The 20,906-nt window shown below is 70.7% G+C and carries 6 protein-coding genes; 5 read left to right on the top strand and 1 reads right to left on the bottom strand.

Annotated features, from left to right (window positions below):
• The first annotated feature begins 67 nt into the window (after positions 1 to 67).
• The 4 genes from QSJ97_RS25095 (at position 68) to QSJ97_RS21760 (ending at position 16,540) form a co-directional block, all read left to right on the top strand.
• On the top strand, positions 68 to 4,414 hold the full coding sequence (locus QSJ97_RS25095; protein WP_352231131.1) for a hypothetical protein: 4,347 nt from the start codon (positions 68 to 70) through the stop codon (positions 4,412 to 4,414).
• A 537-nt stretch (positions 4,415 to 4,951) separates the two neighbouring features.
• Positions 4,952 to 5,647 (top strand): Mu transposase domain-containing protein, encoded by a 696-nt coding sequence (locus QSJ97_RS25200; RefSeq protein WP_434220950.1) that lies wholly within the window; start codon positions 4,952 to 4,954, stop codon positions 5,645 to 5,647.
• 2,397 nt (positions 5,648 to 8,044) lie between these two features.
• Positions 8,045 to 16,060 carry an autotransporter outer membrane beta-barrel domain-containing protein gene (locus QSJ97_RS21765; protein WP_285674424.1) on the top strand — a complete coding sequence of 2,672 codons (8,016 nt, stop codon included), beginning with the start codon at positions 8,045 to 8,047 and terminating at the stop codon, positions 16,058 to 16,060.
• Between the two features lie 105 nt (positions 16,061 to 16,165).
• On the top strand, positions 16,166 to 16,540 hold the full coding sequence (locus tag QSJ97_RS21760; RefSeq protein WP_285674423.1) for a hypothetical protein: 375 nt from the start codon (positions 16,166 to 16,168) through the stop codon (positions 16,538 to 16,540).
• Here the strand turns inward: QSJ97_RS21760 and QSJ97_RS21755 are convergent.
• Positions 16,510 to 16,734, bottom strand: coding sequence for a hypothetical protein (locus QSJ97_RS21755; RefSeq protein ID WP_285674422.1), 225 nt, complete (start codon positions 16,732 to 16,734; stop codon positions 16,510 to 16,512). The two genes, QSJ97_RS21760 and QSJ97_RS21755, sit on opposite strands and share 31 nt — an antisense overlap.
• A gap of 356 nt (positions 16,735 to 17,090) precedes the next feature.
• On the opposite strand from QSJ97_RS21755, the gene QSJ97_RS21750 reads away from it, so the two are divergent.
• Complete coding sequence (locus tag QSJ97_RS21750; protein WP_285674420.1) at positions 17,091 to 18,185, top strand: Ldh family oxidoreductase; 1,095 nt, start codon at positions 17,091 to 17,093, stop codon at positions 18,183 to 18,185.
• Positions 18,186 to 20,906 lie beyond the last annotated feature (2,721 nt).

The raw sequence follows: 20,906 nt of genomic DNA, 5'->3' as shown, positions 1-20,906 counted from the left end.
CGAGCGCTGCCAGGAGCGCCTTGTTCTTTCGCGGCAACTTGATCTCTCGGCCGCCCCGGTCCCGGACATGGACCTCGCCCAGCAAACCAATCGTCGCATTCTCCGCTGCGTCCCGCATCGGATCTGCCTCTCCCAGGGTCACCCCGAACTTGACGGAAACTTGTCGCTTGCGTCAACCGCGATGGGCCCGGAGGGCGGCACAGCCGGTGTTCCGGCCCGATCTGCGGGCGGCCGCGTCAAGGGAACCGACCGGCGCGTCAATTCCGGGCCCGGGCCTCTTTTGTCCGGGAATCGACGCACCAGCCGACGGCTGGCCGACGGGCGCTCCCCAGATTGGCACCGTGTCCCGAGCCCGACCGGCCGGATTGAAGCCGTATCGCCGAGGAGAAGATTGATGACCGACTATCTGAGCAAGAAAGACTGGCGCGCCGCGATCAAGCACGAGAAGAAGGTCAAGCGGACCGGCATGTCGGAGGTCTTCGAGGCGCTCGCCGGTGCTGTCAGGAAACGCGACCTCGACAAGCAGTCGATGGCGCTCGACGAGATCATCGACAAGGCGAACGGCGTCAGGGCCCGGCACCGCGACAACGACACGGTCACGGATTTCCTCGCCAGGACCATCAGGGCCGCCGAGAAGATGGCCCGCGAGGTGGACGCCGAACGCGCGAAGGCGGCCAGGGCACAGCTCGACCGCGGCGCACAGGACGGCAATCGGCTCGCGGCCATGGAGGCGATGGCCAAGCTCGTCCGCAAGGTGCGCCAGCTCTCGCCGGACAGCGCCTGGAACTTCGTTGTCGCGCCCGGCCGCCCGGTCAGCGGCCTGGTGCTCACCAGGCGCCGGGTCAGGACGTCCGATGTGAAGAAGGCCTATGCCATGAAGGGCAAGAAGGGCGTCTATTTCACCGGCGCGGTCCATGGCGGCAACGGCGGGCTGGTGTTCGAGCTCGAGGCGCAGCCGCCGGGCGGCCTTGCGAAGATGATCAAGCGGGCGATCAAGCTCCATGCCGGTCTCAGCCTCAGGGTCACGATCCGCGGCGGCGGCGTCGAGTTCGATGACGAGCAGGACCTCGAGGAGATCGCCGGGGGCGATGCGGCGCTCGACGCCGCGCCCGGCGATCTCGACGATCAGGCCGCCGATCCGGCCGACACCGATCATGCGGTGCTCGCCGACCTGGACGACAGGGTGACGGCGCTCGAGGACCGGTTCGAGGACCTCGCCGGCAGGGAAGCCTCAGGCATCGAGGGCGCGCTCGACGGCCTCATCGGCGCCGCAGCACAGCTCCGGCGGATCGTCGAAACCTCTCCGGGGCTCGGCGACGAGGATCGGGAGGATCTCGTCTTCCGGCTCGACGGGCTCGCCGGGCAGGCGCAGCAGATTCCCGATGCCGCCGGATCGCGGTCGCGCCTCGCCGCCTATCCGGGCCAGACCGATCTGCGCCGGCTCGTGGACCGCGCGCTCTCGCTCGATCCGGAGCGGCGCTCGGCCCGGATCGACCGGGTGAAGGCCTCGCTGCGGGCCCTCGTCCAGCGCATTGCCGATGATGCCGATCTGGCCCCGGACGAGCGGGCGTTCCTGCTCGCGATGATCAGGGCCGAGGTGGCGCGGTGCCAGACGGCGCTCGATGCGCTCGACCGTGCCCGCCCCGGCATGGAGGCGCTGGATCCGGCGCTGGCCGCCCGCATGGCGGCGATCGACAACGCCGTGCGGGAGATCGTCGGCTCGGCGATCGCGCGCCAGCCGCAGACCATTGCCACGCTGACATCCTATCGCGGCTTCCGCAGCCATCTGGCGAGCGGCGATCTCGACGCGATCGCGGCGGGCATCGACCCGATGGAGGCCGAAATCCTCGACTTGCGCCGCCGTGCCGGCCACGCCGGCAGCGAGGCGCGGCGCCGGGAGCAGCACGAGGCCATCAAGGCCGAGCTTGCGCCGCAGATGGCCTATGTGAAGAAGGCGGCCTTCCCGGCGGGCGCGGTAACCGCGAGCCCGGAGATCGCCAGGGCGCTGCGCGGCGAGAAGCTTCTGCGCAAGGTCGTCGAGCGCGGTGCGGCCTGCCTGAAGCAGCCCGATGCGGCGCGCATTGCCGCGCTCGCCGAGGCCGCGTCGGCAGCGGTATCGGACCTTGCGGATCGTCGCAGATCCCTCGCGGCCGAGCTGGACGAGGCGGCGGCGCGCGGCAGCGCCTCCCGCATCGCCAGGCTCGAGGCGAAGCTCGCCGAGCTGACCGCCCTCGACAAGGTCGCCGGAAACGCGCTGCAGCGCGCAAGGCTCGCCGAACTCGCGGTCCGTTTCGACGCGATCACCGCGCAGCCGACCGATGCCGCCGCCATGGAGGCGCTCGCGCAGCTTCAGGCGGAGTTCTATTTCACCGAGACCGCGGTGAAGCAGGGGGTCTCCCGGGCGGGTGCCTCGGGCCTCGGGGCCGAGGGCGGCGCGAGCGAGTCCTGGTGGATCGAGCGTGCGCGCGGCGGCTATGACGACGACGGAGCCGAGAAGGCATTCATCTTCAAGCCGGCGGTGCGCGAGGCCACGGTGTTCAGCGGCCTGCCGCAGGGCAGCGGCGCGCCGCGCGAGGCGCTGGCCAGGACGCTCGACGAGGCGATGGCCGAGGCCGGCTTCCGGATCGGTGTTTGCCCGACCGTGCTGGCCGAGATCGACGCCTCGGTGCTGCCGGGGTTCGAGCCGGATGCCGGCGCCATGCTGGGCTCGATGCAGAAGGTCGCCGACAACATCGGCAGCGTCGCCGAGGTCCTGGGCGACGACCCCGACGCGATGGCCCGGATCGACGCTAGGGAATATGGCGATATCGCGGTCTTCGACATGCTGTTCGCCAATCTCGACCGGCACGGCAACAACCTGCTGGTGACCATGGACGATGGCGGCAATCCGGGCCTGCTTCCCATCGATCACGGCTCAGGCCTGCCCGACCCCGAAGCGCTCCAGATCTGCCGCGAGAGCCTGGGCCGCTCCGTGAACGCGATGCTCGACCCCTGTTTCCCGCAGGCCCGGGACCTGCTGGCGGCAGAGACCCGGGAGGCGCTCGGGCGGATCGACCCGCAGAGCCTCGCCGCGACCATGGCCGGTTCCCGCGACGGCATCGAGGGCCGCCACGGCGCGCTTGCCGGAGCGGTATCGGACGCGGCGATCGAAGGGCTCGCCAAACGGCTCGAGTTCCTGCAGGCGGCCTGCGACCGGCTGACGGTCGAGGAGCTCTTCGAAGCGCTCGGCACCGGCGCCCTGCGCATCGCGCAGTGTCCGGCCGACGGCATGGTCGCGCTCGCCGACACGCTCTGCGACGAGGCTCGCCGCAACCGTGCGGCTCAGGAGGCGTTCGAGCCGTTCCGGCAAGAGCTCGAGCGGCAATGGGATCAGGTGATCCATTTCAAGCGGCTCGGCTGGTTCGGCTCCCTCTCGAGACTGGCCGCCGAGGGGTTCTTCGGCGCCAATCCCGTCCTCGTCGAGCGGATCGCCCGCCTCGGCGCGACCAACGCCTCGCTGGAGCAGCAGATCGCCGACGCCCTCGCGACCGCCAACGATCCGGAGCTCGAGGCGCGGGTGGCCAGCGAGAAGCGCCTCACGAGCAAGATCGCCATCATCGAGAGAGCCGACCGCCTGTCCGACCTGCCGGACCAGGCCTCCGAGGACGCGGGCGAGCTCGCCCGGCAGATCGCCGACCTCGAGACGCTCTATGACGGCCTGGGAGGGGATGCCGAATGGGCTGCCGCCACGCGGGTGTCGCCCTCCTGCGCCACCTTTGCCCTGAGCTTCGAGGAGGGCTTCGACCGGCTGAAGAACAAGATCGAGGTGCTGCGGGAATGGCAGGCCTTCACCCGGGAAGGCGGGCTCGCCGAGTATGCGAGACTGGGCGGTACGGGCGGCCGCGAGGGCAGCATCAAGCTGATGCTCGAAAGGCTCCTCGAGCTGAAGCGCAGCAAGGCGCAGATCGACTGGATCATGGCGATGACCGAGGAGGAGGTCACAGAAGCGGCGGAGGCGGCGCTTGCGGGGCGTCTCGACGAGATCGACGCGATGCTGGCCGTCCTCGGCCGGCCCGGCCGCGAGACCTTCGCCGCCGAGCGCCAGCGCGTGGCGGATGCCTGGGCTGCGGGCAATCTCCTGGGCGCCCAGACCGTTGCGGTGCGGACGATCTTCGACCTGCGCGGCGCGATTGCCTCGGAGGCGCAGCTGCGGGACCGGCTGGAGGTGGCGCTCGCAACCCTCATCGCCGAACGTGACAGCGCGGATCAGTCGGCGCAGGACGCCCTTGCCCCGCATGCACGCAGACTGCACCTGTCGCTGCGCGAGGCGATCGACACCGCGGACCAGGCGGCCTTCGATGCCGCCAGGCAGGAGTGGACGGCGCTGCTCGCACCCGCCCCCGGAGACATGTCCGAGACGCCGATGGTGGCCTGAAGCCCTGCCGGGCGGCGTCGGCCATTTCCTTCGACGACCGCCCGTCCGAAACCGGAGCCTCACGCCGGCACGCTGGCGCGGTCGGAGCAACAGGCGGCCGGCAGATGGGTCAACCTGGCAGTATCCGCCTGGTTCCCCCGCCAATCCTCGCGCGGCGGCTGCCCTCCCGCATCTGGCCATTCATGAACCGACACCCACGCTGCCGATCCGGTTCCAGCGGTGAAGAACCACTATACGGATCAGCGCGGCAAGGGGACCTCCTGATGTGTGAACGTCGTCCGGTCGGGAGCGCCACGGTTCCGGGGGTTGTCGATGCTGCCGAGGTGGTCGGGGCGGGGATCGCGATGCCGGCGGTTGAACTGGACCGTGCTGCGCCACTGGCCCGACAACGATGCCGGATGAGCGCCTCGAAGATCTGGTGGGCGAGGGAGGGCTGCCCGTCCTCGCACCGCAAGATCGCGTCGCGGGCACGCCAAGCGCGACGTCTGGCCTGAGGACCGCTGCGTTGCCCGGGCGAGGGCGCAACACTTGGCTGAGATGGCTGATCGCACGGGCCGAGACGTGTTCGGCCCAGGGCGGCCGAGTCACGTGCCCTGTCGCAGCCGCATTGGCTGCTTCCCTGCTGTTCCGGTTTCCGTGTCGGAGACCTGCCTCTTGCGCGTCGACGGCAACGCCTTCCCGCTTCCTGCCTCGGTGGTCGGGCGCCATGTCGAGACCCCGGTCCGTGCTGTGCGGATCGAGATCCGCCGGAACGGATGGATGCTCGGTGAGCACAGGCGCGCCTTCGACCGCGGCAGGACGGTCCATGACCCCTGGCGATTGTCGTTTCCGGCATGCGCCAGCGGGCGAGGAGACAGGCGTTTCGGTGTTTCGGTCGTACGCCGGGATGCGGCGGGGGGTGCGGCGGGGCAACTGGCGCCGGAGGCGGGGGCGGGACATGCGCCCCCGGATGCGCCGAGGCCGACATCGTCAATTGCGGCGACAAGCGGCCGGTGGAACATGAGAGCGGCTGGCCGCGCGCGGGATCGTCGCTCCGAGTTTGCGCGGCCGCGGATCTCCCGGCGCCGCGGTATATTGCGGAAGACAGGCCTGCCGCGCGGCCGAGCCGGAGCGGCCGGAGGCCCGGGGGTGCGCGGCTGCGAGCGGGTTGACGTTGCGGTGATCGCAAAGTCGCCATGCCTTTCGCCTGTCGGTCCGGGCTCGGGGCAGGGCTCGGCAGCCGAGGCGCCTTAGAAGCTCTCCTAGCTCTCGCGGAAGTCGCAATGGCGCTTCGCCGCCATGCCCGAGGCAATAGTGCAGAGCCGCACCCTCCACACCCCTTGACGTTGCCGGTCGATTCGCTCCGCGGCTCATCGGCTCTGATGCGTTCAATGCTCTCTGGGTCGCAGCTGTCGTCGATCGGGAATTGCCCCCGATGTCGCCGCTCCGGGAGCGGACGCCCACGACGATCTCCTGGATGCTCTCGATGCCGCGACACGTGAAGGCGGTGGAGCCTTCGCCCGAATCGGTAGCCCTCGTAGTCTTCGGGGGCGCCTGAGGGGGCTGGCGATCCGCCGGAGCCGGGCCGGATGCCATCCCGTTCCACGGCCTTGCCGGGGAGCCTAGGCACATCCTCCCTTTAGGCGTCAGCATGGCGCTCAGTCCGCAGCTCCGCCGGGCACTGTGGCATGCGGCGATCTGCCGGCTGGCGAGGCGGCTAGGAAGCCGCCGCTTCCCGTCCTGAACCGCGCCGGCAGGGATCCGGCGACGCCCGCGAGCGCAATGCATCGCCAAGGCCCGCTTCGCCACCCCTTCCGACAAGCACCCAACACAGTCATTCCCCGCCCGATCACGATAGCGGAGACAGGCGCCGTATCAGTATCGCCACATGGCCCCGATGGCGACGCCGGAGCCGGAGTGCTCGCGGACGAGCCCGATCAACTCGGCCAGCGCGATGTGCTGCCGCCGCTCGACGGCTCCGACGGCCGGAACGGTACGGGTCGCGATACGGATCGAGCGGCGGGCTGCGCCTAGGGGTCTTGCCGGCGGCGTGCGGATGCGACGTCACCTCGCCACCCTGCGGATCGCCGTGTTCTCACTAATGTTAGAGCGCCACCTGCCGAAACACGGCCTCCGCCTCGACCGCCGCGGGTACTTGCCGCAATAGATCGTCGGATCAATTCTGTGCTTTCCATGCTGGCAGTCCTCCCGGCCCCCGTTGGACCAAGCACCGGATCTCGTGGGAAACTTGCTCGCCAAGCCGGCATGTCGGGACAATGCTCTAGGCCTTGCGACCAAGAGGGGCGGGTGGTGGATGGCGTGGTTCGTGGCTGGAAATTGGAAGCCTGCCCTGGATCGGGATCTCTTCGGGGGCGCCGCCCGGGAGCTGATCGCGCCTCGTCTTCCGCCGAAATTCGGCTGGCGTTACGGCCCCTCGATCGACGATCGCTTCGGGCTCGAAGGCATCTTTCGGGTCGCACGGATCAGGACTCCCTGGCACGTGGAACACTTTTGGCGAGGGGCGCTAGCGAGGTGCGGACGTCCTCGAGGCGATCCCTGATGCGCCCGTTGGCTCCGGGGGCAGCGAACCGAGGTTGCCAATGATCGACAGCACCGCGGTTCGGGCGCGCTAATATGGCGCCGGGGGAAGACGCAGAGGACGAGCCGGCCTTCCGGTGGCCCTGTGGGGCCGGAAGGGGAAGGTCAACGCCCTCGGCCGACCTCACAATGGCATCTCGGTGAGGAGAGCGAGATCGGCGATGCGCATGGACTGCCGGCTGCGGTCGATCCGGTGTTCGGCCAGACTGCGGACATGTCGCCGCCGGGAAGACGCTCTGGCTCGTGGACGATCATCCGTGAGAGCTGTCCGCCGGCAACTGATACGATGCCGGCGAGCCGCGCTTCGGGTGTCGCCTCAGGCCCGTCATCCCTAGGGTATCCGATCGCCGGGAGTGCGGCGGGTCCGACCGGAAACGCTGCCGGCCCCGGAACCGCATCGAGATCATGGTCATATCCTTCAAGCCCTTTCGCCGCTGCGACAGGATGGCCGCACGGGTCCGCGGCTCCCTCCATGCTGCCGCCTTTCCTCGCCGGCTCCGCTTTGCCCAAGCTGCCTGGTCCACCAGGCCGAGGCCGAGGCAGGGGCCGGCGCCGGCGACGACCACACCGCGTGTTCCACCAGGATGAGGGGCTGATCTGCATTGTGAGCGATGGGGGCGGCTCCGTCGCGATCGGCATGCTCATGCCGGTGCGGGCGCCTCGGTGCGGCGGGATCTGCGCTGGCGGCAGCAGGGGGCACCGGTGTCAGAATCGGCGGGATCGTGGGCACGTTCCGTCCCGATCCTCAGGCCGATCGGGCCGCGCGGACCGTGCACTCTCCACCAGTTCCGACCCGGCAGGAATCGGTGCAAGGTCGGGAGACTGTCCGCGCTCCGGGCAGGGGGAAGGCGCGCTGTCGACCTGGTCTGCGAAAGAAACTTCCGGTTTCGCCATGCCGGCGCCACAATTGGGCGCCTCAAATGGCGGCAAACAGATCCGACCAATGGCTGGCAGATGCAGATGCGCGCAGACCGCTCTCCGATCCTTCCGTCGCCCGATCACGCAGCGCTACAGGCTACACGGAGACCGACGCGGCTCTGTCTCGGCGCGCTGATGGCAACGAGCTCGGTGGCCGCGCTGCTGCTGGCCGGGCCCGCCATGGCCAGTTGCGGCAGCGTCGACGACAACAGCAGCGGCAGCTGCACGCTCGACGGCTCGAGCAACGGCTATGTCGCGGTCAAGAGCATCAACAGCGGCGCCACCGGCACATACACGCTGACCAACAACACGAATTTCGAGGCCGACAGCGGCCAGAACGTGATCGCCCAGGTGGTGATCAACGGCACGGATGGCGGCGGCACCGTGTCGGAGCAGGGCGGCCGCGACGCGGCTGAGCCCGGGCATGACGGCGGCCGCATCGCGATCATCAACGATGGCGAACTGCGCGGCCGCGGAACGCCCGACCAGAGCAGGAACGCCCAGAGCAACGTCATCTCGGGATATATGGGCCTGTTCGATGATCCTGGCCTGTTCTTCGGGCTGCTCGGGGCCGGGGCCGGCGGTACCGGCGGCCATGCCAGCAGCTCCGGCGATGGTGGCCTGGGTGGCCAGGGCGGCCTCGTGACCATCACGAACAACCGGTACATCGACATCGACATGACGCTGCCGAGTGGCGGTGTCGCGATCTTCGGCTCCAGCATCTCGGGGACCGGTGGCCAGGAGAACGGCGGCGCCGGCGATGGTGGCCAGGACGACATGGGCGGCGATGGCGGCCTCGCTCGCCAGGTCACGATCATCAACAACGACGATATCGACTTCGTCGCGACCGGCGCCGGCACGCTGAATGCGATCCGGATCGAGAACTTCTCCGGCAACGGGGGGAGCGAGAACGGCGACGGCGGCCAGCCGGGGGTCAGCGTTGTCACCAGCGCGGGGGACATCGATCTCGACGGCACCTGGACCGCCGCCGGGCCGGAAAACGGGATTGCCGGCATCTCGGTCTTCAACCGCAGCGGCAACGGCGCCGCTTCCGAGGACAATTCGGACCCCGGCGGCGCGGGCGGCCAGCAGAGCCGGTTCGAGATCACGGTCACCCGCCGCATCTCGGTGGATGCGACCGGCGCCGTGGAGGCAACCGTCCATGCCGGGCAGTCCGGGGCGGTCATCGGCTACACGCAGGGCGGCACCGGCGGCCAGTCGCCCTCGCCCAACATCACCGACGGGGTGGCCGGCGTCGGCGGCGGTGCCACGAACAGCGAGAGCTTCATCACGATCGACGGCGCGGAGATCGAGGTCACGGGCGACAACACCATCGGCGTTGGTGCCTTCTCGCGCGGCGGCGATGGCGGCATCGGCCGCGGCCAGGCCAGCGGCGCCGATGGCGGCGACGGGTCCGAACTCCTGGTCACCACGAAGAATGACGTCCGGACCACCACCGACGGCTATGAAGGCCATGCCATCGTCGCGATCAGCGAGGGCGGCACCGGTGGCTATCAGGACCCGGATGGCGACGGCATCGTGGAGTTCACCGACCCGGATGCCGGCGATGGCGGCAACGGCGGCCCGGTGACGGTCATCACCGGGGCAGGCGACTACGGCTATATCACCACCCTCGGCGAGCGATCCTTCGGCATCCATGCCCAGAGCTTCGGCGGGGCGGGCGGCGGCGGCGGCGCGAGCTTTGTGCTCGCGGGCCAGAGCAGCGCGGATGCCGGCGGCGGCGGCGCGGGGGCGAGCGTCACCGTGAGCAGCAGTGACGAGATCACCACGTCGGGCGCGCATTCCATCGGCATCCTTGCCCATTCGGTCGGCGGCGGCGGCGGCGATGTCGATCCGAGCCTCGGGCTGATCTCGGTTGCGGGCGATGCGCAGCAGGGCGGCGACGGCGGCACGGTCACGATCGATGTCTACCAGTCCGTCGCGACCGCCGGCGTGGCGGCTGTCGGCGTCGTCGGCCAGTCGGTCGGCGGCGGTGGCGGCAATGGTGGATCGACCATCGGTGTCTACACGGTCGGCGGGCAGGGCGGCGCCGGCGGCACCGGCGGGGCGGTCGACATCACGCTGCACGGCGATGCGTCCATCTCCACGTCCGGCGACCATGCCTTCGGCGTGCTCGGCCATTCCATCTCGGATGGCGGCGGCACCGGCGGCAGCGTGCTCTCGGTCGGCACCGTGCTTCCGACGGTCGGGATCGGTGGCACCGGCGGCAGCGGCGGTCAGGCCGGGCCTGTGGCGATCTCAACGGATGAGAACGATTTGGGCGCCGAGATCCGGACCACCGGCGCCAACGGACACGCCATCGTCGCGCAGTCGGTCGGCGGCGGCGGCGGCACCGGCGGCGACGCGGTCGCCACGGGGTTCCTCGACCTCGGCAGCTTCGCGATTGCCGGCGGCGGCGGCGGTGCCGGCAACGGCAGCACGGTGGATGTGACGCTCGACCGTGCGGACATCACCACCATCGGCAGCCACGGCACCGGCATCCTGGCGCAGAGCATCGGCGGCGGCGGAGGCGCGGGGGGCAGCGCCAGCTCCTTCGACCTCAACCTCGGCTTCTCGCTGGCCGCCTCGGTTGGTGGTGGCGGCGGCGGCGGCGGTGCCGGCGCCGCGACAACGGTGTCGCTCAGCGATGTCACCATCACCACCGGCGATGCGGCGTATGTCGATGTCACCAACGGCCACGGCGTGCTCGCGCAATCGGTTGGCGGCAGCGGCGGCTATGGCGGTTCGAGCGCCACGCGCTCGACCGCGATCACCATCCCCTCGGAGGTGACCGAGGGCGTGCCGCTGCCCACCATCGAGCTCGGCGCCTCGGTCGGCGGCGGCGGCGGCGCCGGCGGCAACAGCGGTCCGGTGACGGTCAGCCTCTCCGACACCGAGATCCACACCATCGGCGACGGCAGCTTCGGCATCTTCGGCCAGGCTGTCGGCGGCGCGGGCGGCGCTGGTGGCAGCGCGACCACGATGGGCGTGATCCGGACCATCCCGGGCTCGGAGTCGCCGCTCAAGGCCAATGTGAACGTCTCGGTGGGCGGCGGCGGCGCGGCCGGCGGCGATGGCGGTACCGTGACCGGCACGCTGGCGGACGGCAGCGGCATCGTCACCGATGGCCTGTTCTCGAACGCCGTGCACCTGCAGTCGATCGGCGGCGGCGGCGGCGATGCCGGGTTCGGCAGCGCCGAGGCCTACACGCCCGATTTCCTCGCCAGCGGCGTCAAGCGCATCAAGGGCAGCGGCGAGGACGAGGGCGAGGGAGGCGGCGAAGGTGGCGGCGAAGGAGAGGAGGGAGAGGACAGCAAGAAGATCCCCGCGCTCTCGTTCAAGGCGAATATCGGTGTCGGCGGCACCGGGGGCAATGGCGGCGCCGGCGGCACGGTGCGCTTCTCCCACGGCGAGGACAGCGAGATCACGACGAACGGTTCCGGGTCCAACGGCGTGCTCCTGCAGACTGTCGGCGGCAGCGGCGGCACCTCGCAGGGCGTGAGCGTCGGCGCCTCCTTCGGGGGGCTGACACCCGGCGGGCTTGCCGGCGAGTTCATCCCCACCAGCGCCACCGTGAAGGTCGGGCGCGCCGGCCCCCTGGGCGGCAGTGGCGGCGCCATCGACGAGGCGGTCTTCGACGGGACCATCACCACCTTCGGCGCCGATGCCAGCGGCGTGGTGATCCAGAGCATCGGCGGCGGCGGCGGCATCGGCGGCTCGGTCGGCGGCGGCGATGCCGACGAGACCGGCCTTGTCCGCGAGGTCGACGAGCTGAAGGTCGATCTCAGCCAGCTCTTCGACATCAGCCTCGCCTTCGGCGGCAGCGGCGGCGCGGCGGGCGATGGCGCGCCGATTGCCTCGGCCGGCGGCAGCAACGGGCTGCGCCTCTCGGGTTCGGTCACGACCTTCGGCGACCACGCCAAGGGCCTGCTCGTGCAGTCCATCGGCGGCGGCGGCGGCTCGGGCGGTGCCGGCACGGTCGATACCAGCATCTCGCTCATCCGGGCCTTCGCCGCGGTGGGTGGCACGGGCGGCGCGGCCGGCGATGGCGGACGGGTCGAGCTGCAGCTCGATGGCGGCACGGTGGCAACCGGCGGCTTCGCCTCCCACGGCATCGTGCTGCAGTCGATCGGCGGCGGCGGCGGCGCAGGCGGCGATGCCTCGCGCTCGGCCTGCTCGCCGATCAATCTCGGCGGCGGCTATGCCGCGAAGCTGCTCGACGACTATGACGGCCCGCTGTCGTCGGACGATGCCGAGCCGACCCAGCGCTGCCTGGATTTCGTCAACAGCAACGATGTCGAGGGCGATGGCGGCGCCTCGGGCGACGGTGGGGCGGTCAGCATCGTCGCCGCGCCCTCGGGCGCCCGCGAGGTCACGGTCATGACCGCCGGCGACCACGCGCATGCCTTCGTCGCGCAGAGCGTCGGCAGCGGCGGCGGCTTCTATGCCTCCGGCACCAGCCTCGAGCTCGACTACCCGGACGAGAACACCGCGCCGCAGGGCCAGCAGAGCGTGATCGTGCTGGACGAGGACGGCAACCCGGTGACGGTCGACTACTACGGCTACCGGATGTTCGTGGGCCTCGGCGGCAACGGCATGGGCGGTGCCTCGATCCCCGGCGCCGGTGGCGCGGTCGATCTCGACGCCGTGTTCGCGCTGGCCACGGCAGGCGACGCCTCGGCCGGGCTTCTCGCGCAGAGCATCGGCGGCGGCGGCGGCTTCTTCGGCGGCAGCGGCATCTCGGGGCTGCAGCTCGGTGGCCAGGGCAGCGGCGTCAACGCGTCGGGCGATGAGGTCACGGTCACGCTGGAGCAGAACAGTTCCATCGCGACCACGGGCCACGGTGCCCATGGTCTGGTCGCCCAGTCGATCGGCGGCGGCGGCGGCTTCGCCACCGGAACGCTGGCGCCCGATGCGGTGAGCGAGGACGCCCCGATCGCGATCACGGTCGGCGGAACCGGCGACGCGAACGGCGCCGGCGGCCGGGTCACGGCGACCATCGGTGTCTTCTCGGACGGCGATCCGGTCTCCGTCGATACCGCGGGCGATCTGTCGCGCGGCGTGATCGCCCAGTCGATCGGCGGCGGCGGCGGTGCCTATGCGGGCATCACCGACGAGCTCGGCGCACCCTATGTCGACGTGCCGATCCGCGCCGGCGACGAGAGCAGCGGCCCGGGCGGCGCGGTCTCGGTGCATCTCCTCGGCGCGGTCTCGACCGCCGGCCTCGGCGCCGATGGCATCGTCGCACAGTCGATCGGGGCAGGCGGCGGCATCGCCGATATCGCGGATCGCTCGGGCGACGACGCGGCGGATGTCGATATCGGCGTCGGCGGCACGGGGGGAGGGAACGGCAATGCCGGCCCGGTCGACATCAATCTCGACGGGGACAAGCCCAACCCCGTCGCGACCCTTGGCGATTTCGCCTATGGCATCCTCGCGCAGTCGATCGGCGGCGGCGGCGGCAGCGTCTTCGACGCGACCTCCAGCGCGGCCGGCAAGCTTGTGGTTGGCGGCGCCTTCGACAGCCCCGGGAGTTCGCTCGGCAGCAGCACGAACGACAGCTGCGACGCGACCCGCGGCAATGGCGACACCGGCTGCGCGGTCCGGGTCAGCGACTATATCGCCAGCCTGACCACCCTGGGCGACGATGCCCATGGCCTGGTCGCGCAGTCCGTCGCGGGCGGCGGCGGTGTCGGCCGCGTCGTCGGCAACCAGTCCGGCACCGGTATCGACATCACGCTCGGCGGCTCGCAGGCGATGGAGAGCGATGCCGGCGACGTCCTGATCGAGCTCCAGGCGGGCGCGCTCAGCACCGGCGGCAACCGTGCCCATGGCATCGTTGCGCAGTCCATTGCGGGCGGCGGCGGTATCGCGAGCGCGGGGAGCACGTTCTACACCCGCGGCGTCGCCATCGGCGATGCCTCCGGCAGCGGGCAGGCCGGCGATGTCACGGTGAACTGGCGGGGCAATCTGCTGCAGACCGGCGGAGACCACGCGCATGGGCTCGTTGCGCAGTCGATCGGCGGCGGCGGCGGCATCGGCGGCGATGCCTCCAGCCAGGGGCTGTCGCTCGACAATGCCGGCTATTCGAGCGGCGGATCGGGTGATGGCGGGGCAGTGACTGTCACGTTCGGCGGCACGCTCGACGTGTCGGGCGTGGGCGCAATGGGCGTCGTCGCGCAGTCGATCGGCGGCGGCGGCGGGCTCTGGGGCTGGGGCGGCGGCTCCTTCGCCGGCACCGCCCAGGGCGGCGGTCTCCAGACCAGCGCCGGACCGGTCAGCATCACGCAGGAGGCGGCCAGCACGATCACGGCCAGCGGCGAATACGGGATCGGCATATTCGCCCAGGCCCAGGCGACGGATACCGCCGACGCGCCGATCTCGATCACGGTCAACGGCAGTGTCATCGGCGGTCTGGGAGACGGAGCGTCGGCGATCCTCGTCAGTGGCGGCAACGGCTCGAACACCCTCACCGTCAGCTCGACCGGCAGCCTCGATGCCGCTTCCGGCGTTGCCGTCAGCTTCGATGCCACGGGCGGAACCGCCGATGCGCTGCTCACCGTGGACAGTTCGGGCCCGATCATGGGCGATTTCGTTGGCACCGGGACCATCACCGAACTGGCGGCATCCGATTTCATGGCGGCGGCCATCGCGAGGCCCATCCACATCGAGAACCGCGAGACCGGCACGCTGTCGGGCCGGATCTACCATGCCGACATCCGCAATGCGGGCACCTTCCACCTCGCCGGCCAGGACATGAAGGACGACGTGCTGATCGCCGGCGATTTCTCGCAGCTCGAGACGGGCGCGCTGGTGGCGGAGATCGACTTCGCCACCGCCGTTGGCGACCGGCTCCGGATCGAGGGCGATGCGCGCTTCGGCGGCACGCTCCGCGTGGTGCCGGAGACAGCGGTCAAGGGGGCGGAGTTCACCCTGATCAGCGTCGGCGGCGAGATCGAGGGCGCCTTTGCCGAGATCTCCCCGGGTGTCTTCGAGTATGCCCAGTATGCCGAGGCCGGCACCCTGACGCTGGCGCCGATCTCGGCCGACTTCAACCGGCCCGAATTCGGTCTCGACAGCGGTCAGGCGGAGGTCGCGCGCTATCTCGGCGCGGTTTTCGAGACGAGCGATGCGGGGCTTGCCGATGTCATCGGCCTCGCGGCGCGGATCGCGGACGAGACCCCCGGCGACTTCGGCGACGCGCTTTCGCGGCTCTCGCCCGGGGCGACCGTCGCCGACGGAGCCGCCGCATTCGCGCTGAGCGACCGGCGGCTCGACGGGCTGATCGGCTGCGAGGGCTTTGCCACCACCGCGGACGGCGCCTGCTTCAAGGTCACCGCATCGGGCGCCCTGATCGACGAGGACAGCCGCGACGGCGCGATCGGCTATGACGGAAGCGTCTTCACCGCTGCGCTTGGGGCCGAGATCGCGCTGGCCGACGGGCTGAGCGCCGGCTTCGCCCTCGGCTTCGAGCGGTCGGACTACGACGGCAATGGCGGGCTCGGCACCTCGGAGGGCAACACCGGGACCGTCGGCGCCTCGGTGACGCAGCGCTGGGGCGATTTCAGCCTCTCCCTCGCGGGTTCGGCCAGCGTCGGCACCTTCGAGACCGAGCGCCTGGTGGCCTTCGGCGAGCGGCTTGGCACCGCGGAGGGCGGTCATACCGGCTTCTCCGCCGCCGGGCGTGTCCGCGCGGCCTATGACATCGGATTCGGCGCGACCACGCTGACGCCGATGCTCGATCTCGACGTCATTCACAGCGCCACCGACAGCTATCGTGAGACCGGGGCCGGAGGGCTCGATCTCGTGGTCTCCGGCGGCAGCGAGACCGGGGTGCGTGTCGAGCCCGCGCTGGCGATCCGTCACGACGTGAGCTTCGAGAACGGCCTCGGGGTCTCCGCCTTCGGGCGCCTCGGCGTCAGCGTCTCCTCGGCGGACAGCTTCGCCGTCGATGCGCGCTTCGCCGGGGCCTCCGCCGCGGCGGGCACCTTCGAGAGCGCGGTGCCGGTCAGCCGAGTGCTTGGCCGCGTGAGCCTCGGCGCCGCCATCAGGGCGACCGACAGCATCGACATCGGCGCGCGCTATGACGGCGCCTTCGGCAGCAACTCCTCGGGCCATGCGGTGACCCTCGCGGTCGAGTGGCGCTTCTGAGCCGGCGGCCTGCAGCAGTGGTGAGCCGATGGCCCGCGTCACCGGCTCCGTAGGCATCGACAGCGCAATACGGTCTCCGGGTCGATCGTCGCCGGCCAGACCGCAATGCTGCATGCGGACAGCGGTGGGCTGGCGGATCTCGATGGCGCGCGCGATGTTGCCCATGTCTGCGCGGCGCGGCTGGACCGTGACGGCAACATCGACACGCCGGGCTCGGGCAAGATTGGCTTCGCAATGGCGCGGGCGATCGTTGCGCAGTTCCGCCCGGCACCGATGGCCCGCGGCCACCGCTGCCGCGTTTGCGCGCCGATGGCCGGGAAGATCCACGCCAATGGCGGCGAGATCGGGTTGGCGGCAGAGGCGACCCGCAATTGCAAGAGCACTGCGTGGGGCGATATCGCCCCCGCCGGCGCAGCCAAGGCAAAGCGGCTCGTGGTCTGCCCGGGGGCTCACGCCGGCCGGCCCGCACCGCCGGGCTGAAGCCATTGTTCCGGACGGTACGCTTTCGCGGCGAACATCGCCGGCTTGCGGCGCGCTGACAGGTGGAGATCAGCCGCCCGAGCGAGCAAATCCTCGTCCTGGAACCGGCGTTCCTCGGCTTCCACATCTACATGATCGACGACTCGATCACCGTCGCGCCGAATGCGATGCTCGGCATGGCGCACGACGGCCATCCAAGGTTCTCCTTCTGCGCGTGCAACGTTGCCGACTGGCTCTCACCTTCCAGCTTCTGGCGGGTGCGGCGGCAATCTCGCGGTTGGCCTCGGGACCTGCGCAGCTCGGTCCCCAGGGCGTGTTGTCTCGAGCAGGGCCGCGGATCGCCCTGATCTCGAGCCGTTGGAACCGTGCATCTGCGCTCGGGCTGTCGACTGCGGCTGCACGCCGATCCACCGCTTCCGGTTTCTCGATATCGGCCGTACGGTCCTCATCCGGAATGCGCCGCCGCCTGCCGCCATCTCGGCTCTGTCGGTCGGCGCGCCATTGCGGAGCGGCTGCCTGGGCGCGGCGAAAGATGTGAAAGGGCTGCTTGATGGGTGAACGCCTCCTCCACCCCGGCCGGCTGGCCGATCTTCTCACTGCGATCCTCGAGGCCGATGGCTGCGAGACGCGGGAGGCCCGGATCGTCGGCGACCACCTCGTCGATGCCTCGCTGCGCGGCCATGACAGCCACGGCGTGATCCGCATCATGCGCTATCACCAGTGGCTCCGCAGCGGGCGGGTGAAGGCCAACCGCGAACTGCGGATGATCTCCGACAGCGGCGCCATGCTGCATCTCGACGGGCAGGACGGCATGGGCCAGCGTCTCTCGGTCGAGGCCACCGCGCTCGGCATCGAGCGGGCGCAGCGGCATGGGCTGGCGCTGGTCGCGCTGCGGCGTGCCGGCCATGTGGGGAGGATCGGCGCCTATGCCGAGCAGGCCTGCGCGGCGGGGCTCGTCAGCATCCATTTCGTCAATGTCGCGGGGTCCCGTCTGGTCGCACCCTTCGGCTCAGCGGGGCGGGCGATCTCCACCGCCCCGGTAGCGATCGGTGTGCCGCATGGCGACGGCGACGACTTCGTGCTGGATTTTGCGACCTCCTACGTGGCCGAGGGCAAGGCGCTGGTTGCGGGCACCGGCGGCAAGCCGTTGCCGGCGGATGCGCTGATTACCGGCGAGGGCGAACGCACCGCCGATCCGCGCGCGCTCTACGGGCCGACGCTGGACACCGATGTGCCCGACCCCTGCGCGGGCGCCGGCGCGCTCCGCACCATGGGCGATCACAAGGGGTCGGGCCTCGCGCTGGCCTGCGAGCTGCTTGCCGGCGCGCTGACCGGCAACGGCACCAACGGTCCCGCTGACCACCCCTTCGGCAACGGCATGTTCTCGATCCTGGTGCGCCCGGCCTCGCTCGACGATCTCGGCGGCTTCGCCCGCGAGGTGGCGGAGTATGTCGCCTATGTCCGCGATCTGCCGCCCGAGGCCGGCGTCGACCGCGTGCGCATTCCCGGAGATCCCGAGCGTGAGCGCCTCGCTCGGCGTCGCGCCAGCGGGCTGCCCGTGCCTAGCCCGGTGGCCGAGGGCATCGCCGCGATCGCCGGGACGCTCGGTCTCGCAGGGCGCCTCGCAGACCTCGATATGGGCTGACCGGCGCACCGTTCTCCAGGGATGGAGCAAAGCCCCGTGCCCGCTCGCGGTATGTTGCAATCCGGGCGCCTCTGTTCGGCACGTTCCTCAGGACCTCGCTTCCCGTGACAGGAAGACATCCGGCGGCACGGGTCTCGACTGCATGATCCGCGACGGCAGGCGCGGGATCTTCGGAGGTGTCGAGATCGCCGGCTGCCTGCGCGTCGCCTGAGCCGGCGGCTCACTCGTGCCGCATGAGGTGCTCGCCAATCCGGCGCAGCGATCATCGCCGCCGCGCAATGCGGCGCTGGTCGGCGGGGCTGCTTCGTCACCAACCGTGCCGGTGGCTGAGGCCGCCCACCGTTGCCGCAACACCATGAGTGTCCGAAGAATGCCGCCGCGGTGCTGCAGATCGAGGCCCCGGAATGCGGCGGGAACACCGAGGGGACTGCGGCGCTACCGGGCATCGGTGCCCGCATCCTAGGCTGGGTCGAATCGCGACAGCCTTTGGCGTTGTCGGCAAGAACGCACCCAAGGCCGTGCCTGCGGAGGTGCCTTTCCTGCGCGGTCGGCAGCGGATGGACGGTCTCCGCAACCACGGCCGCGGCTGCTTTGGGTCTCGTGCCGCGGCGTCGGCCGCCACAATCGCTACATTGGCCTGCTGCGGGAGCTTGCCATCGGTGTCACCATCGATCCGAAGGGAAGCTTGTCTCGGTCGTGGATGCCACGATGATGCCGGTGCCATTCGACTGCCAGCAGCGGCTTCTCAGGCCGCCCCACTGAGCGCGAGGGCGACGGGAAGGCAGGCGAGAACATGGGCTGCGGGATCTCGATAGCAGGGCGGTGCTGGTGGCAGGTTTCGACCGCATCGGCGGCACCCATGCCGCACGCGTGGCGGCCTCCGACGCACGCACCGCCGCATCGGAGCGATTCCCTGACGCTGCAAGTTGCAGTGGGAGCCGACGGCAATGAGGTGTTGGCCCGTCTGCCTGAAGCAGGCGTCAGGCTCCGGGAAGGGCAGACCGCGTTTGGTTGATCTTCAATCTCGGACTTGGGCCTTTGTCGTCTCTGGCAGGAGCCTGCGATGTGCATAGGCGTATCCGTTTCCTTGGTGGTCCGACGGGATACGGCGGGGTGTCTCGCGCCGGAGGCAGGGGCGGGACATGCACTTCCGGCGCACCGAAGCGCACCAAAGCGCTCCAGGATGCATAGAGGCGCGGTGATGCTGTGTGCGGCCTTCGCGGAGGAGCGCGGCCGGAGGCTGTTGGAGCGATCAGAGTAGCTGGCCGCGCGCGGAAACGGTGCCCCGGGATCCGCGCGGCTGCGGGGCTCCCTGCGCCGCGGCATAGTGCGGAAGCCGGACCGGCCGCGCGGCCGGGCGGGAGCGGCCGGATGCCTCGGGCACGCGGCCCGTATGGCCCGCCACCCGGGCCGAGTCGCGATGTGGTCGGCGGTGTCCGGGTGGCGAGCGACATGGCGCACGGCCATGGGCACTGTCCGCGGGGCGCGCGGCTGCGGGCGGGTTTCCTGCGCGGCCATCTCGAGACCGCCACGCCTGTCGCTTGTATGCGGCGGGGCGGCTCGGCAGCGGCGAACTGCGCGCCGATGGTGCCGGACGCTCCGTTCGGCAGCGACCGGTTCGCGGCCGGTCTCCACCATGTCCCCGCACCCGGGTGCCGGCCCGGCGGGATCGCGATCATGGACGTCCTCTCCAGCCGCGGGCGCGTCGCCGCGCGGGACCTGACCGAGACTGTGGGGCGGCGAGACATCCGTCTCGGCCTCGACCGCCCCGGTCTGGTCCCGCGAAGATCGCCGTCTGCGGGCTGAATGCGCGGCTCCGCAGGGCCGCCGGGCGAAGGAGCGCAGCCTCCGGCGCGCCACCAGTCGCCACGCCGGGCGAAACCGCAAACCTCGCCACCGTCGCCGGCCATGAACCGGACCGGGCGGGACGCGCTCAGGGGAGTGTTCAGGCCCGAGCGCCGTACGCTGCCGGCACGCCCGTTGAGGCCACGGCCGCCGCAGTCGCAGAGGGCTGACTGGTGCACGCGGCCGTGCACGATGCTGCGGACGTCGCTGCGACCGAGGCCGTTGTGCTGGAGCCTGTAGCCTTCAACATTCTGGCCAACTCGATGGGGCTTGCGCGCCACGGGTCCACGCTTGAGACCGCGCCGTAGGATCTTGGCCCGGTGATGGGGTTGGCCTGCGGGGGCAGGTTTCTTTCCCCGCTCCGCGGCGAAGGGGCACAGGGCGACCAGCCTGCCGGTCTCCATACTCGAAGGCATTTCGCAAATGGGGCATGTCCGCGGCGTTGGCCGAGCGGGCTGCTGCGCCTTCAGGTGCGTGATGGATGGCGTCACCGGGACAACGGCGATCGAAGGGCGGCCGATGAGGAGCCCGCCAACGGGATCTTCCTGATCGTCGTGCTGGCCGGACTGATGCGCGCCAACGTCGAGAACCCCGAGCGCCGCGTCCGGGTCGGGGAAAGATCAAACTCGGCCGGGGTGGCGAGGTGGAGCATCCGATGGGGGCGGTGCCCCTTCCTGCCTCCGACGCATCAGTGCATTTCACGGGACCTGCCCTAGTGGCGTCTGGCGGCTTGGGGCGGGCGGTCCGGATGGTCGCCCGGAACGGCGGTTGTCCGGGAGGTCCGCTTGCCGCGGGAGGGCGGCGGCCGGCCGATGCGAGGCCGGTCCGGGGCGGTGGGCGCCCCGGTCTTCCAGCGGGGCCCCGGGCCGGGGCGTT

The sequence above is a fragment of the Paralimibaculum aggregatum genome, from assembly GCF_030270585.1.
In the GTDB taxonomy this organism is placed as follows: domain Bacteria; phylum Pseudomonadota; class Alphaproteobacteria; order Rhodobacterales; family Rhodobacteraceae; genus Thermohalobaculum; species Thermohalobaculum aggregatum.
This window is presented reverse-complemented; position numbering and strand designations above follow the sequence as displayed.